This window comes from Nocardia sp. NPDC051570, from assembly GCF_044454005.1.
In the GTDB taxonomy this organism is placed as follows: Bacteria; Actinomycetota; Actinomycetes; order Mycobacteriales; family Mycobacteriaceae; genus Nocardia.
Window position 1 is genome coordinate 330,563 of sequence record NZ_JBITDI010000004.1, and the last position, 13,393, is coordinate 343,955.

The window sequence follows — 13,393 nt, forward strand, 5'->3', positions numbered from 1 at the left end:
TAGGGTAATCCGGCGAATCGGACACGCCGTGGGTGGCGGGCCGGGCGACGAAAGGGTCAGGGCTGCATCATGTCTGCCGGTGGTGGTAAGAAGGCGATTGTCGCGGCACTGAGCGCGAATCTCGGCATCGCGATCGCGAAGTTCATCGGCGCGGCGATCACCGGATCGGGTTCGATGCTCGCCGAGGCCGTGCATTCGGTGGCCGACACCGGCAATCAGGGCCTGCTGCTCCTCGGCCAGAACCGGGCCGAACAGGAGGCCGACGAGCTGCATCCGTTCGGATACGCGCGCAATCGCTACTTCTACTCGTTCGTCGTCGCGCTGGTGCTGTTCACCCTCGGCGCGATGTACGCGATCTACGAGGGCGTGCACAAGATCCAGCATCCGGAGGATCTGAGCTCACCGTTCGTGGCCGTCGCGATCCTGGTGATCGCCTCCGCGCTGGAGAGTTACAGCTTCTGGACCGCGATGCGCGAATCCGCGCCGCTGCGCGGCAATGCCGGCTGGTGGCGGTTCATCCGCAACTCGCGCAATCCCGAGCTGCCGGTGGTGCTGCTCGAGGATTCCGGCGCCCTGATCGGCCTGCTGATCGCGCTCGTCGCGGTGGTGCTGACCATGGTGACCGGCAACCCGATCTTCGACGGCCTGGGCACCCTGGCCATCGGCCTGCTGCTGGGCGTCATCGCCGTGGTGCTGATCGTGGAGATGAAGAGCCTGCTCATAGGCGAGGGCGCCACCCCCGACCAGAACCGCAGGATCCGCGAGAACCTCGTCGACGGCACCCGCATCGACCGCGTCATCCACCTGCGCACCGAATACCTCGGCCCCGAGGAACTCCTGGTGGCCGCCAAGGTCGCCATCGTTCCCGGCCTCGATATCGCCGATATCGCCCGGGCGATCGACGACGCCGAGGCCCGCGTCCGCGCCGCCGTCCCGGCCGCAGGGCTCATGTACATCGAGCCCGACCTCTACCGCAGCCCCGCGACTACCGAGTCGAGTCGGTGATGAAGTCCCGGCCCAATCCGAGCAGTACCTTGTCGGCGGTCAGCAGGCGTAGGCGTTCGCAGTAGGCCTGTGCCGTGATCAAACGGTCGACGGGGTCGTGCCGCGACAGTTCCGGGAATCGGCTCAGCGCCTCCGCGTGATATCCGGTCACATCGAGGATGCCGAGGCCCTGGTCGACGATCAGATCCGTAAGCTCGGGCGGCACGGTGAGCCTGCCGAGCATCGACTTGATCGTCAGCTCCCAGATCGTGGCCGCCGAGACGTAGACCTCGGTCGCGGACTCGATCCGTCCTCTGGCCTCGATGCCCAGGCGTGGGTTGTCGTCCAGCAGCCAGATCGCGGTTTGGCTGTCAAGCAGGAGCATCGGTGTCCCCGTAGAACATCCCCTGGATGTCCGGGTCGATGTCGAAAGCGCTGTCGTCGTAATGCAATCGGCCCCGCAGACCGCCGAACGTCACCGGTGTGCCGCGGTGCGGCACCAGATCGGCAATAGGCTTACCGGCCTTGGAAATCACGATGCGCTCCCCCTTCGCAACCCGCTCCAACAACCGAGACAAATGCGTCTTGGCCTCGTGAATGTTGACTGAAGTCATAACTCATCCTATCCGACTAGACTAAGTCTAGTCCGATTCTGTCATCTCGCCTCGCCCGCAGCAGCGTGAGCGGATCCGCAGGGATGGCGAAGCGATCGCGCAGTGCGTGGTGGGCGGCGTGCAGGCCGGACATGCCGTGCACACCGGGGCCGGGCGGGGTGGCGGAGGAGCAGAGGTAGACGCCCGGGAGAGGAGTGGCGTAGGGGTTCCAGCGGGGAACGGGGCGGAAGGGGATCTGCCACACCGACATTGCGCCCGCGGCGATATCGCCCCCGACGTAGTTGGGGTTGTAGGCGGGCAGGTCGGCGGCGGTGCGGACGTGCCGAGCGAGGATCAGGTCGCGGAAGCCGGGGGCGAAGCGCTCGATCTGGGCGACGACCTCGTCGCTCACGTCGCGAGTGCCGCCGTTCGGGACGTGCGCGTAGGCGTAGAGGGTGTGGTTGCCCTCGGGCGCGCGCGAGTCGTCGACCACGCCGGGCTGGATGACCAGCACGTACGGGCGGTCCGCGTATTCGCCGGCGGCGACGGCCTTTTCGGCGGCGACGGCCTCGGCGCGGGTGCCGACCACGTGCAGGGTGCCCGCGCGATCGCAGCCCTCGGCGCGCCACGGCACCGGGCCCGACAGCGCGAAATCGACCTTGCAGGCCGCGCCGCCGTAGCGGAACCGTTCCAGCCGCCGCGCGTATCGGCCGGGCAGCCGATCACCGGCGACGCGAAGCAGTTCGGCCGGTGCGGTATCGAGCAGAACCGTTCGGGCGCTGTGGAATTCGTCGAGTGATTCGACGCGATGACCGGTGACGATCCGACCGCCGTGCGCCACCAGATCGGCCGCGAGCGCGTCCACGATCGCCTGACTGCCGCCGCGCGGCACCGGCCAGCCGTCGACATGGGCGAGGGTGCCCAGCATCAGCGCCACCCCGGCCGCCGCGAATGCCCGCGGCGGCATGATGGCGTGCGCACTCACGCCGGTGAACAGCGCCGCGGCCGCATCGTCGCGAAAACGCATATCCCACAGCGGCGATGCCTGTTCGAGCAGTCGTCGCCCGAATCGCACGCCGACCCCGATATCCAGTGGCGGGTGCCGCAGATCCGACATCGTCAGATCGACCAGACCCTCCCAGCGCCGCACCAAAGGACCGAACAGCCGCCGCCACGACGCGCCGTCACGCCCGAGCCCGGCCGCCGTGCGGTCCAGATCACGCCACGCCAGCCCGGCCACCCCCCCGTCCAGCGGATGGGCGTAGGACACCTCCGGCGTGCACAGCTCGACCCCGTGCGCGGCGAGGTCGAAGGCCCGGAAGAACGGCGATGCCGCCGCCATCGGATGCGCGCCGGCGCAGACGTCGTGGTGATAGCCCGGCAGCGTCAGCTCGGCGGTGCGGCAGCCGCCGCCGACGGTATCGCCCGCCTCGTACACCTCGACGCCGAGACCGGCCCGGGCCAGAATCACCGCCGCGGCAAGTCCGTTGGGCCCGGCTCCGACGACCACCGCATCCACCATGATCACCACTGTAGGCGCGGGCGAACGGGGTGTCGGTCGTGCTGGCACCACCGGCCCGGCGCGGGCAGTACGAGGACGTCGGGGCGGGCATGCGACCAACCTGGCGGATCGAAATTCGGCAAACCGACCATGGCGGGGTCGGCGACAACCCGTCATCCTTTGTGTGATCGCCATCACATTTATGCGAGTCTTCGCCTCTGCCAAGGGAGTTCGGCCATGACCGCTCGCCGCTACGGCGAACTATGCGGCGTCGCAACGCTTCTGGCGGCGGCGTGGGCGGCTCCGGCCGCGGCCGATACCGGCTCCGCGCAGTCCGCCGGAATCATCACCGTCACCACGACCGCCGACGGGGCCGCGGCCGATCCGTTCGACGGACAGTGCCGGACTCACACCGGGGAGTGCACGCTGCGCGCGGCCGTTCAGGTGGCCGACGCGCGGCCGGGTACGACGATCGTGCTGCCACCGGGCCGTTACCGGCTCACGATCGCGCCGAATCCGTTGAATATCAACGGCCCCTTCATCGATCCGACCACCGGTGATCTGGACGTCACCTCCGATACCACGATCGTCGGTGCGGGTCAGGACGAGACGATCATCGACGGCGATCATCTCGACCGGGTCATGCTCACCACCGCCACCGTCTCGCTGTCGGGGCTGACCGTCACCGGCGGCAACGCCGGTCAACGCGAGATTCCGCTGTACGACACCGGCGGCGGCGGAATCGCCAACTCGGGCAGGTTGTCTCTGGATCACGTCACCGTGACCGGCAACGCGGCCGACTACGGCGGCGGCATCTTCAACATCCCGGTCGCCGATATGAAGGCGACCGACAGCGTGATCTCCGGTAATGCGGGCGGCGAGGCGGGCGGGGTGCGCTGCGACAACACCTGCACCTTCACCCGAACGACCATCAGTGACAATCGCGTGACCAATCCGGGCCGCTGGTACCGGCCGGGCGGATTCGCCGGGCGCGGTGGCGGTCTCGATATCCGCGGCGTCGGGCTGGTGGTGCTCATCGACTCGACGGTCGTGCGCAACAGCGCCACCGACGGCGGCGGCGGGATCAACATCGCCCCGGCCTATCTCGACACCCTGCCGTATCAGTTCACCGATGCCGTGAATCCCGGTATGGGACATCTGATCCTGCGCGGCAGCACGATCGCGGACAATACCTCCGGGCTCGGCGAGCGGAACTGCCGGAAGGTATTCGCCGACATCACCTCCACCGGCGGCAATACCAGCAACGACGCCTCCTGCGATCTCACCGCGGCGGGCGACCGGGCCGGAAAGGATTGAGCCATGGGCTCGTTCAACGTGGACGACTGGATGACCGTACTCGGCCACGCGTTCACCTGGGTGGTGTCGATGATCGTCTCGGCGGCCTCCAGCGGCTCGGCCGGATAGCGCTCAGCGACGGGTCCAGTGCCCGACGAGTATATCCAGGCGCTGGCGGCGGAAGTCGGCCCGCAGGCGGCCGTCGTGATCGACCTGACCTTCGCCGCCCACCCTCGTGATCGACGGCGAATCAACCAGCCGCCGACAGATCGATATCGATGTCGAACGCGGAAGCGGCTACACGTCCGTCGAGAACCTGATCCCGCCGTCGGGAATGTCCACGCCCGGCCACACGCGCGCACCGCGCAGCAGCTCGCAGCGCGCACCGACATTCGCACCATCGCCGATCACCGCATCGCGCACCAGTGCGCGCGGGCCGATGCGGGCGCCGAAGCCGATGATCGAACGTTCCACCGTCGCACCGGCTTCCACGCGGGCGCCATCGAACAGGATCGCGCCGTCGAGGCGGGCGCCGGCGCCGACCTCGGCGCCGCGGCCGACGACCGTACCGCCGATCAGCAGGGCGCCGGGGGCGACGCCCGCGCCCGCGTGGACCAGCGATTCACCGCGTTGGCCGGGGAGGGCGGGCGAGGGGGCGATGCCGCGCACCAGATCGGCCGAGCCGCGGACGAAGTCCTCCGGGGTGCCCATATCGCGCCAGTAGGAGGTGTCCACATGGCCCTGGATATGCGCACCCTCGGTCAGCAGCGTGGGGAACACCTCGCGTTCCACCGACACCGGGCGTCCGCTCGGGATCTTCTCGATGTACTCGCGCCGGAACACGTAGCAACCGGCATTGATCTGATCGGTCGGCGGGTCCTGGGTCTTCTCCAGAAACGCTGTGACGCGGCCGGTCTCGTCGGTGGGCACGCAGCCGAACGCGCGCGGATCACTCACCCGCACCAGGTGCAGGGTCACATCGGCGTTGGTGGATACATGGGTGTCGAGCACCGCGCCCAGATCGGTGCCGCCCAGCACATCACCGTTGAACACCATCACGGTGTCGGCGCGCAGTTTCGGCAGCACATTGCGGATCGCGCCGCCGGTGCCCAGCGGTTCGGTCTCGGTCACGTACTCGAGCTCGATGCCCAGTTCCGCACCGTCACCGAAGTGTTCCTCGAAGACCTCGGCCTTGAACGAGGTGCCGAGCACGACGTGGTTGATCCCGGCATCGGCGATGCGGGCCAGCAGATGATGCAGGAACGGCAGACCGGCGACCGGCAGCATGGGCTTGGGCGCCGACAGCGTCAGCGGCCGCAGCCGCGTCCCCTGGCCGCCGACCAGGATCACGGCATCGGTCGCGGTGCCGGCCGCAGCCGAATTGTCCGCCATCAGTCTCCCCTGTTCAGGTTCGTTCCAGTCTCGACCCCATGTTCTCGGGTCACGCGCTACCGCTGCGCGGCACGCTCACGCAGGGCAGATCGAACCGCAACCCGGCAGCGGATCGCAAGTCCGGCCCGCAGCGCCAGCCGCAGCGGCGCCTGCCACCAGTGCGGATGCCGATCGGCCTGGAAACGATACGCGGAGGCGTGATGGGCGGGCAGCATGGCCTCGGGATTGCGCCCGGCCGCATGCCCCTTGGCGTGCGTGACCTCCGCCGATGGCACGAATACATTGTGCCAGCCCGCCCTGCCCATACGATCACCGAAGTCGACGTCCTCCATGTACATGAAGTAACGGGAGTCGAAGCCGTCGATCGAATCGAAGGCGGCCCGGCGGACCAGCAGGCACGAACCGGACAGCCAGCCGACCGTGCGCTCGGAGATCTCCTCGTTCTCCTGCCGATAGCGGCGGGTCCACGGATTCGTCGGCCAGACGGTGCCGAGCACCGCGTGTCCGGCGCCGTCGAGCAGTCCGGGCACCCGGCGCGCGGACGGATAGGTGCTGCCGTCGGGTTCGAGCACGAGCGGGCCCAGCGCCCCGGCCCGGGGCCAGCGCTGCGCGGCCTCCAGCAGCTTGTCGATGGAATCGGTGCCCCAGCGGATATCCGGATTGGCGATGACGACGAATTCGATCTCCGGATCGATCTCGGCGACCGCGCGATTGATGGCGCCGCCGTAGCCGATATTGCCCCCGGTGCGCAGCAGCCGGACATGCTCATCGGCCTCGGCCGCCAACTCCGGCGTCCCATCGGTCGACCCGTTGTCCGCGAGAATGACCTGCGGCTTCTCGGCGGTCGCACCGGCCAGCGTGCTGATGAAATGCTCGAGGTGCTCACCGGGGGAAAAGGTCACGGTGACGACGACGAGACTCCCGACTCCGCCGGGCCCGCTGGGCGCTGTGTTCTCGGTTCCCTCGCTCCGCTCGCTCACGGGGGCCCAGCCTAACCGGATATCCGTGCGAGTGCGTCGGCAAGGGCGAGACGCCAATCACGCAGCGGAGTCAGTCCCGCGGCAACCCACACACGATCCGACAGCACCGAATACGCCGGTCTCCGTACGGGACTCGGGAATTCGGCGCTCATGCAGGGACGCACGCGCTCCGGATCCGCGCCCACCCCCTCGAACACCGCGCGCGCCAGATCGAACCAGGTCGCCCGACCGGCATTGGTGGCGTGCAGGATTCGGGACATCGGCGGCTGCGGCCGCGCGGCCAGCTCCAGCAGTCCCGCGGCGAGATCGGCGGCGAAGGTGGGCGATCCGATCTGATCGTTCACCACCGACACCGTCTCCCGCTCACGCTCGAGGCGTCGCATGGTCGCGACGAAATCGCCGCGATCGCCGGTGTAGACCCACGCGGTCCGCACGATCCGGGCGTTTCCGGACAACTCCAGCACGGCCCGCTCCCCGGCGAGTTTGGAGCGGCCGTACACGCTGGTCGGCCCGGTCGGATCGTCCGGTTCATAGGGCCGGTCACCCGCGCCGTCGAAGACGTAATCAGTCGATATATGAATCAGCCTCGCGCCCAACGCTTCACATGCGGCGGCGAGCACGGCCGGTCCCGTCTCATTGCCCGCGAAGGCCCCCGCCTCATCGGATTCGGCCGCGTCCACGGCCGCATAGGCCGCGCAGTTCAGCACCACATCGCCGGGCCGCAGCACCGCGCGGACGGCCCGCGAATCGGTGATGTCCAGATCGCGGTGGCCCAGCGCCAGCGCATCGGGCGCCAGCGCGCACGCGGCGCGGCCGAGCTGCCCACCGGCCCCGGTGACGACCAGCCGCGAATCGGACGAGGAATGCACGCAGGCAAGTCTGGCACGCCGCGCCGGTCGCGTTGAACCATGCACGCCCTCGCATTCGTTAGCCTCGTTCGAAGGGGGTAGACAGGCACCATGGGGTTACCGGGTGGGGCCGAAAGGACGAGGAACGTGACGCAAAGCAGAGGTGGATCGACGCTGTCACGCCCGCGCGGCGCCGGTTCTCCGCTGCGCGCCGGTCCGCGCCAGCGGCCCTCGTACGCCAAACCTCCGGTCAATCGCTCCGGCCGGCTCATCGCCGCGATCGCCGCGGCCCTGGTCTTCATCGTCACCGGATTCGGCTGGCACAGTATCGACAGCCTGATCTCCGGAATCCAGCGCATCGGCAATCTGGGCCTGGGCGGCGCCAGCGACGGCGCGACCGACATCCTCATGGTCGGCATCGACAGCCGCACCGACGCGCACGGCAATCCGCTCTCCCCTTCCGAGAAGGCCATGCTGCACGCCGGTGACGAGGTGGGCACCAATACCGACACGATCGTGCTGATGCGCGTCCCCAACGACGGGCGGTCGGCCACGGCCATCTCGATCCCCCGCGATTCCTACGTCGACATCCCCGGAATCGGTATGGGGAAGATCAATTCGGCCTACGGCGTGACCAAGGAGAAGGTGCGCCAGAAGCTCGCCAACCAGGGCCTGTCCGATGCCGAGGTCGAACGCCAGTCCACCCAGGCCGGGCGCCAGGCGCTGATCAAGACCGTCGCCAACCTGACCGGTATCACCGTCGACCACTACGCCGAGGTGGGCCTGCTGGGGTTCGTGCTGCTCACCGACGCGGTCGGCGGGGTGAATGTCTGCCTGAACAATCCGGTGAACGAACCGCTCTCGGGCGCGGACTTCCCCGCGGGCGAGCAGCGGCTCAACGGTCCGCAGGCACTGAGTTTCGTGCGCCAGCGCCACGAACTGCCGCGCGGGGATCTGGATCGGATCGTGCGCCAGCAGGTGTTCATGGCCTCGCTGGTGCATCAGTCACTGAGCGCGAAGATCCTGGCCAATCCCGCGAAGCTGAACCAGCTCACCGATGCGGTCGGCCGCACGATCGTGCTCGACGACGACTGGAATGTGCTGAAGTTCCTGCAGCAGTTACAGGATCTGGCCGCCGGTCAGGTGAAGTTCGAGACCGTCCCGGTCACCGATATCAACGGCACGACGGCCGCGGGCGAATCGGTGGTCAAGGTCGATCCGCAGGCGGTGAAATCGTATGTGGGAGCCATGGTCGGCGGCGGCTCATCGGATCCCGCGGAGGTCCAGCCGTCCTCGGTGACCGTGGATGTGTACAACGCCAGCGGCACCTCGGGCCTGGCCGGTCAGGTGTCACATGCGTTGGCGGGCAAGGGTTTCCGCAACGGGACGGTCGACAATTGGATCGGCGGGCCGGTATCCGCGAGCCGCGTGTTCGCCGGCAGCGCTTCGGATCCGAAGGCCAAGGCCGTGGCCAAGGCGCTGGGCGGGCTGCCCGTGGCCGCCGAGACCCGACTGCCGCAGGGCACGGTCCGAGTCGTGCTGGCGGGTGACTATTCTGGTCCCGGCTCGGCGGCGGGCGGTCTGTTCGACATGTCCGGAACGTCGTCGGCGGCGGCGACGCCGGTTCCGCCCGGGCCGCCCATCGATGCCGGCCAGAACGGACCCAAATGCGTGAACTGAATCAGACCGTCACCGCGGCGCTGCTCGACCCCATCCTGGCCCGCGATCCGGCCGGTCCGCGCATCACCTTCTACGACGACGCCACCGGCGCGCGCATCGAACTGTCGGCGGTGACGCTGGCGAATTGGGCGGCCAAGACCGCCAACATGATTCGCGACGAATTCGGTCTCGCACCCGGGGCCCGGGCGACGGTGCTGCTGCCCGCGCACTGGCAGACCGCGGCGGTGCTGCTCGGCTGCTGGTGGGCCGGGGTCGAGGTCGTGCCGCAGCCCGACGACGAGGCCGAGCTGGCGCTGGTGACCGCGGACCGGATCGACGACGTCGCACAGATCGCCGAGGTGGCCGCGCTGTCGCTGGACCCCTTCGGCGCGCCCGTGCGCGATCTGCCGGTCGGCATCACCGACTACGCCACCTCGGTGCGCGCCCACGGCGATCAGTTCCGTCCCGGCGGCGCCGGTGCGGCGCTGGACGGTATGTCCGTCGCCGAGGTGCTCGACGCGGCCCGCGAATCCGCCGCGCGCCAAGGCTTCACCGCCGAGGACCGGGTGCTGTCCACCGCGGGCTGGAATACGCCCACCGAACTCGTCGACGGCCTGCTCGCCGTCTACGCCGCGGGCGCCTCGCTGGTCCAGATCGCCAATCCCGACCCCGCCGCACAGGATCGCCGAGTCGATACCGAGCGCGTGACCCGTACGCGCGCGTAACATCGGACTCCTACCGGGGTAGGGGCTCTCGTCCGCCCTCGGGACGTTTCAGTTCGTTGCGCAACTCCGTACGGTGAGAACAGGACTGGACGACGAACGGGGGTGGCGACGGTGCCACAGGATATGTTCCGATGGATGTCCGCGCAGGCCGTGCCGCGATTCGCGATGAAAGCCTTTGCCCGGCGCGGAGATACGCTGGCCCGCCTGATGATCACGCCGAGCGGCTCGAGCGATCCGTACCCGTTGATCGAGGATCTGCGCGCCCGGGGACGCCTGACGATGTCGTCGATCGCGTGGGCGAGTGCCGACCACGAGCTGTGCCGCACCATCCTGCGGGACAACCGATGGGGTGTGCACGCGATCGAGAGTTTCGAGATCCCCCATCCGCTGCGGCGGTTCGCCCAGCGCACCCCGCTGCCGCCGAATCCGGTGGAACCGCCCTCGATGCTCGTCATCGACCCACCCGACCACACCCGGATGCGCCGCCCGGTGGCCGCCGCCTTCACCCCGCGCGCGATCGCCCGGCTGCGTGAGCGCGTGGCCTCGGTCACCGAGGAACTGCTGGCGGAGCTGCCCGCCGGCGGCTCCGCCGATCTGGTGACCGCCTACGCCTCGCAGGTACCGATAGCGATCATCTCCGAGATCCTCGGCTTCCCGCGCAGCTCGCTCCCTCTGTTCCTGGAGTGGGGCGATGCGATGAGCCCGCTGCTGGATATGGGATTGCCGTGGCGCACTTATCGACACGCGATGAAGTCGATGCGCGTCATGGACGGCTATCTCGACGACCATATCGCCCGATTGCGCCGCGAACCGGGCGAGGACATCCTGTCCAGCCTCGTGCGGGCGGGCGAACTGGACGATCGCGAGCTGAAGGCCACGGCCAGCCTGCTCATGGGCGCCGGCTTCGAGACGACGGTGAACCTCATCAGCAACGGCGTCGTCCAGCTGCTCGCACATCCCGCGCAACTGGCCCGGCTGCGCGAGGAACCGGAGCTGTGGCCGAATGCGGTCGAGGAGATCCTGCGCATAGATGCCCCCGTGCAGACGACCGCCCGCGTCGCCCTCTCCGACGGCGTCGAACTCGAGGGCATCTCGTTCCGCAAGGGCCACACCGTCGTACTGTCACTGGCCGGGGCCAATCGTGATCCGAAGATGTTCGAGGATCCGACCCGTTTCGACGTCGCCCGCCCCAATGCCAAGGATCATCTGACCTTCTCCTCGGGCATTCATGTCTGCCTGGGGGCGAGCCTGGCCCGCATGGAGGGCGTCTACGCGCTGCGGTCGCTGTTCGACCGCTTCCCGAACCTGCAGCGGGCGGGTCGACCCGAACGCCGCCCGCTGTTCACGCTGCACGGATACAGCCGCCTGCCGGTGCTACTGGGCGAGCGCGCCACCCAACCCGCCGAGGGACTGGGCGTCAGCTGAAGCCGACGATCCGGTCTCCCCAGGCGGCGTGCAGGTCGTGGTCCGGATCGTCGAGCACCCGGTCGACCGCATCGATGACGAGGGTGGTGCGGGTGGATTCGCGGTAGGGCGGCCAGTGTTTCGAACCGTCCAGGGCCGCGGGCACGCCGTGCTCGGCGAAGGCCAGCCAGCGGCGCATCATCCGGCCCGAGACCTCCATCGCGACCTTGCGGCCGCCCAGCCAGAAGGTCGGATCGTGGTTGATCGTGCCGAAATTGCCGAAGACATAGGGCAGATCAGTGGCATGGCCCGCGCCGACGCGGGCCGCCTTCAACATCGGCGTGGCCTGATCGAACCGGTACATCCAGGTGCGCGTATGCCGGGAGTGCGCGTCGGCCACCCAGTGCGCGGGCATGCGGAACGCGGCATCGGTCGACATCGCCAGGGCGCCACGGGCTTTCGCCAGATCCGGATACGCCGAGGTGATCTCGGCGATGCGTTCGGGTGAGACGTTCGGATGTTCGGCGGCGATCGCGTTGAGCATGGCGTTGACCGCGTCCGGGGTCACCGGCATGATCGGCGAGCGGAACAGCCGGAACAGCGACGCCTCATCCTTATTGGTGCCGATCATCAACGGCACCCGATGCGAGCGGCCCTGCTGGAACCGGTCGGCCGGATAGGTGGGCAGCAGATCGCCGTCGACCACGGGCGCGGCGGCCAGCCGGCCCGGGGACTGCATCGGCACCTCGTCGAGCAGGATGCCCGCGGCGTCGACGATCCGCTCGATCGGGCATTCCAGCAGCTCGGCGGCCCGCTCGGCCGGAAGATCCAGCAGTTCCAGGAATCGGCGCGCCACCCCGGCGGCGCGGTCCGGACCGAAAACCGTTGTGGCGGGCGGGCTCTGGGCGATCGCACGATGAAACAGCCCGGCCGCGCGCGGCGAGGTGAGCAGGGCGGTCACACAACCCGCGCCGGACGACTCGCCGAAGACGGTGACATTGCCGGGATCGCCGCCGAACGCGGCGACGTTGTCGCGCACCCATTCCAGGGCGGCGATCTGATCGTGCAGACCGAGATTGGGCACGAAATCCTCGCCGAGGGAGGACAGATCGAGGAAGCCGAGCGCACCGAGGCGATAGTTGACCCCGACCACCACGACCTCGCCGGTTTCGACGAGTTTGCGACCGTCGTAGATGCCCTGCGCGGCCGTGCCGAGGCAGTACGCGCCGCCGTGCAGCCAGACCATGACCGGGCGGGGCTCGTCGGCGGTGCGGGCCGGGGCCCACACGTTCACCCACAAGCAGTCCTCACCCATCCGCAGGCCGGAATCGACCGGAACCATGGCGCCCATGGTCTGCGGTGCGATCTCGCCGAATTCGGTGCAGTCCCGCACGCCCTCCCAGGGCTCCGACGGCTGCGGGGGTGCGAAGCGGCGCGGACCGGCGGGTGCGGCGGCATAGGGAATGCTGCGCCAGACGTTGACCGTCCCTTCGCGCAGACCGCGCACGTCACCGGCATCGGTACGCGCGACGGGGACCGAGTCGGCCGCCATGCCCGGGGCCGTCTCGAAGAACTGAGTGCTCATCTCGCACCTCCTCGTACTCCCTGTAACGAGAGTACGTCCGCGATCATGTCCGACGGCTGCGCCTCGGCCACGTCATCCGCGATCGATATGACCGAGGTCCCGGCCGGGATCGATGCGATCACGCACCCGCTGTTTGAGTATTGCGATATCGGGGAATCCGCCGTCGGCTTTACGTTCCCAGATTTGGTCGCCGTCAATCGTGATGCGGAATACCCCGCCGCCACCCGGAACCAGGGCCACCTCGGTCACATCCGTGCCGAAGGTGCTGAGCAGTTCCTGGGCCATCCAACCCGCCCGTAGTAGCCAGCGGCATTGGGTGCAGTACTCGATTGCGACTCGTGGCATAGCGCGCAGACTACGTCGCCGCGTCGATGCCATGCGCGAAAACTGTTTTCAGCAAATCCCTCGCATCCGTCCGGCGTTAGT

Annotated in this window: 13 protein-coding genes; 5 read left to right on the forward strand and 8 right to left on the reverse strand. The window is 68.6% G+C overall.

The window, feature by feature from the left end:
- Positions 1-69: 69 nt before the first annotated feature.
- Positions 70-1,005 (forward strand): cation diffusion facilitator family transporter, encoded by a 936-nt coding sequence (locus tag ACIA76_RS11705; protein ID WP_397151287.1) that lies wholly within the window; start codon positions 70-72, stop codon positions 1,003-1,005.
- On the opposite strand, the gene ACIA76_RS11710 is transcribed toward ACIA76_RS11705, so the two are convergent.
- From ACIA76_RS11710 to ACIA76_RS11720, 3 genes are read right to left on the reverse strand one after another with little or no spacing between them, the layout of a single operon-like run.
- On the reverse strand, positions 986-1,369 hold the full coding sequence (locus tag ACIA76_RS11710) for a type II toxin-antitoxin system VapC family toxin (protein WP_397151289.1): 384 nt from the start codon (positions 1,367-1,369) through the stop codon (positions 986-988). The genes ACIA76_RS11705 and ACIA76_RS11710 overlap by 20 nt on opposite strands.
- Positions 1,356-1,598, reverse strand: a complete 243-nt coding sequence (locus tag ACIA76_RS11715; protein ID WP_397151291.1) for a type II toxin-antitoxin system Phd/YefM family antitoxin — start codon at positions 1,596-1,598, stop codon at positions 1,356-1,358. Before ACIA76_RS11715 ends, ACIA76_RS11710 begins: the two co-directional genes overlap by 14 nt.
- A gap of 16 nt (positions 1,599-1,614) precedes the next feature.
- The gene (locus ACIA76_RS11720; protein ID WP_397151293.1) at positions 1,615-3,099 is read right to left on the reverse strand and encodes a phytoene desaturase family protein; all 1,485 of its coding nucleotides are present in this window, start codon (positions 3,097-3,099) and stop codon (positions 1,615-1,617) included.
- A gap of 216 nt (positions 3,100-3,315) precedes the next feature.
- Between ACIA76_RS11720 and ACIA76_RS11725 the strand changes: the two genes are divergently transcribed.
- On the forward strand, positions 3,316-4,395 hold the full coding sequence (locus ACIA76_RS11725) for a CSLREA domain-containing protein (protein WP_397151295.1): 1,080 nt from the start codon (positions 3,316-3,318) through the stop codon (positions 4,393-4,395).
- 276 nt (positions 4,396-4,671) lie between these two features.
- Here the strand turns inward: ACIA76_RS11725 and ACIA76_RS11730 are convergent, their stop codons facing one another.
- The 3 genes from ACIA76_RS11730 to rfbD all read right to left on the reverse strand — a co-directional run bounded on the left by ACIA76_RS11730 (position 4,672) and on the right by rfbD (position 7,615).
- Complete coding sequence (locus ACIA76_RS11730; RefSeq protein WP_397151297.1) at positions 4,672-5,766, reverse strand: sugar phosphate nucleotidyltransferase; 1,095 nt, start codon at positions 5,764-5,766, stop codon at positions 4,672-4,674.
- Positions 5,767-5,822: 56 nt separating this feature from the next.
- Positions 5,823-6,668: a glycosyltransferase family 2 protein gene (locus tag ACIA76_RS11735; protein ID WP_397151942.1), complete on the reverse strand. Its 846-nt coding sequence runs from the start codon at positions 6,666-6,668 to the stop codon at positions 5,823-5,825.
- Positions 6,669-6,757: 89 nt separating this feature from the next.
- Positions 6,758-7,615: a dTDP-4-dehydrorhamnose reductase gene (rfbD, locus tag ACIA76_RS11740; RefSeq protein WP_397151299.1), complete on the reverse strand. Its 858-nt coding sequence runs from the start codon at positions 7,613-7,615 to the stop codon at positions 6,758-6,760.
- A 126-nt stretch (positions 7,616-7,741) separates the two neighbouring features.
- Between rfbD and ACIA76_RS11745 the strand changes: the two genes are divergently transcribed.
- The 3 genes from ACIA76_RS11745 (at position 7,742) to ACIA76_RS11755 (ending at position 11,403) form a co-directional block, all read left to right on the forward strand.
- Positions 7,742-9,274: an LCP family protein gene (locus ACIA76_RS11745; RefSeq protein WP_397151301.1), complete on the forward strand. Its 1,533-nt coding sequence runs from the start codon at positions 7,742-7,744 to the stop codon at positions 9,272-9,274.
- Positions 9,262-9,978 (forward strand): TIGR03089 family protein, encoded by a 717-nt coding sequence (locus tag ACIA76_RS11750; RefSeq protein WP_397151303.1) that lies wholly within the window; start codon positions 9,262-9,264, stop codon positions 9,976-9,978. The genes ACIA76_RS11745 and ACIA76_RS11750 overlap by 13 nt, the downstream gene beginning before the upstream one ends.
- A 135-nt stretch (positions 9,979-10,113) precedes the next feature.
- Complete coding sequence (locus tag ACIA76_RS11755) at positions 10,114-11,403, forward strand: cytochrome P450 (protein ID WP_397151305.1); 1,290 nt, start codon at positions 10,114-10,116, stop codon at positions 11,401-11,403.
- Here the strand turns inward: ACIA76_RS11755 and ACIA76_RS11760 are convergent.
- Both ACIA76_RS11760 and ACIA76_RS11765 read right to left on the reverse strand, forming a co-directional pair.
- Entirely contained in the window at positions 11,396-12,967 is a 1,572-nt protein-coding gene (locus ACIA76_RS11760) for a carboxylesterase/lipase family protein (RefSeq protein ID WP_397151307.1), read from the reverse strand. The genes ACIA76_RS11755 and ACIA76_RS11760 overlap by 8 nt on opposite strands.
- A 72-nt stretch (positions 12,968-13,039) precedes the next feature.
- Complete coding sequence (locus tag ACIA76_RS11765; protein ID WP_397151309.1) at positions 13,040-13,312, reverse strand: SelT/SelW/SelH family protein; 273 nt, start codon at positions 13,310-13,312, stop codon at positions 13,040-13,042.
- Positions 13,313-13,393: the final 81 nt, after the last annotated feature.

Bases quoted from the DNA above. Each gene is read 5' to 3' on its own strand.
- ACIA76_RS11720 (WP_397151293.1), bottom strand. From the start codon at position 3,099: ATGGTGGATGCGGTGGTCGTCGGAGCCGGGCCCAACGGACTTGCCGCG.
- ACIA76_RS11750 (WP_397151303.1), top strand. From the start codon at position 9,262: ATGCGTGAACTGAATCAGACCGTCACCGCGGCGCTGCTCGACCCCATC.
- ACIA76_RS11760 (WP_397151307.1), bottom strand. From the start codon at position 12,967: ATGAGCACTCAGTTCTTCGAGACGGCCCCGGGCATGGCGGCCGACTCG.
- ACIA76_RS11725 (WP_397151295.1), top strand. From the start codon at position 3,316: ATGACCGCTCGCCGCTACGGCGAACTATGCGGCGTCGCAACGCTTCTG.
- ACIA76_RS11730 (WP_397151297.1), bottom strand. From the start codon at position 5,766: ATGGCGGACAATTCGGCTGCGGCCGGCACCGCGACCGATGCCGTGATC.
- ACIA76_RS11715 (WP_397151291.1), bottom strand. From the start codon at position 1,598: ATGACTTCAGTCAACATTCACGAGGCCAAGACGCATTTGTCTCGGTTG.
- ACIA76_RS11710 (WP_397151289.1), bottom strand. From the start codon at position 1,369: ATGCTCCTGCTTGACAGCCAAACCGCGATCTGGCTGCTGGACGACAAC.
- ACIA76_RS11755 (WP_397151305.1), top strand. From the start codon at position 10,114: ATGTCCGCGCAGGCCGTGCCGCGATTCGCGATGAAAGCCTTTGCCCGG.
- ACIA76_RS11765 (WP_397151309.1), bottom strand. From the start codon at position 13,312: ATGCCACGAGTCGCAATCGAGTACTGCACCCAATGCCGCTGGCTACTA.
- ACIA76_RS11705 (WP_397151287.1), top strand. From the start codon at position 70: ATGTCTGCCGGTGGTGGTAAGAAGGCGATTGTCGCGGCACTGAGCGCG.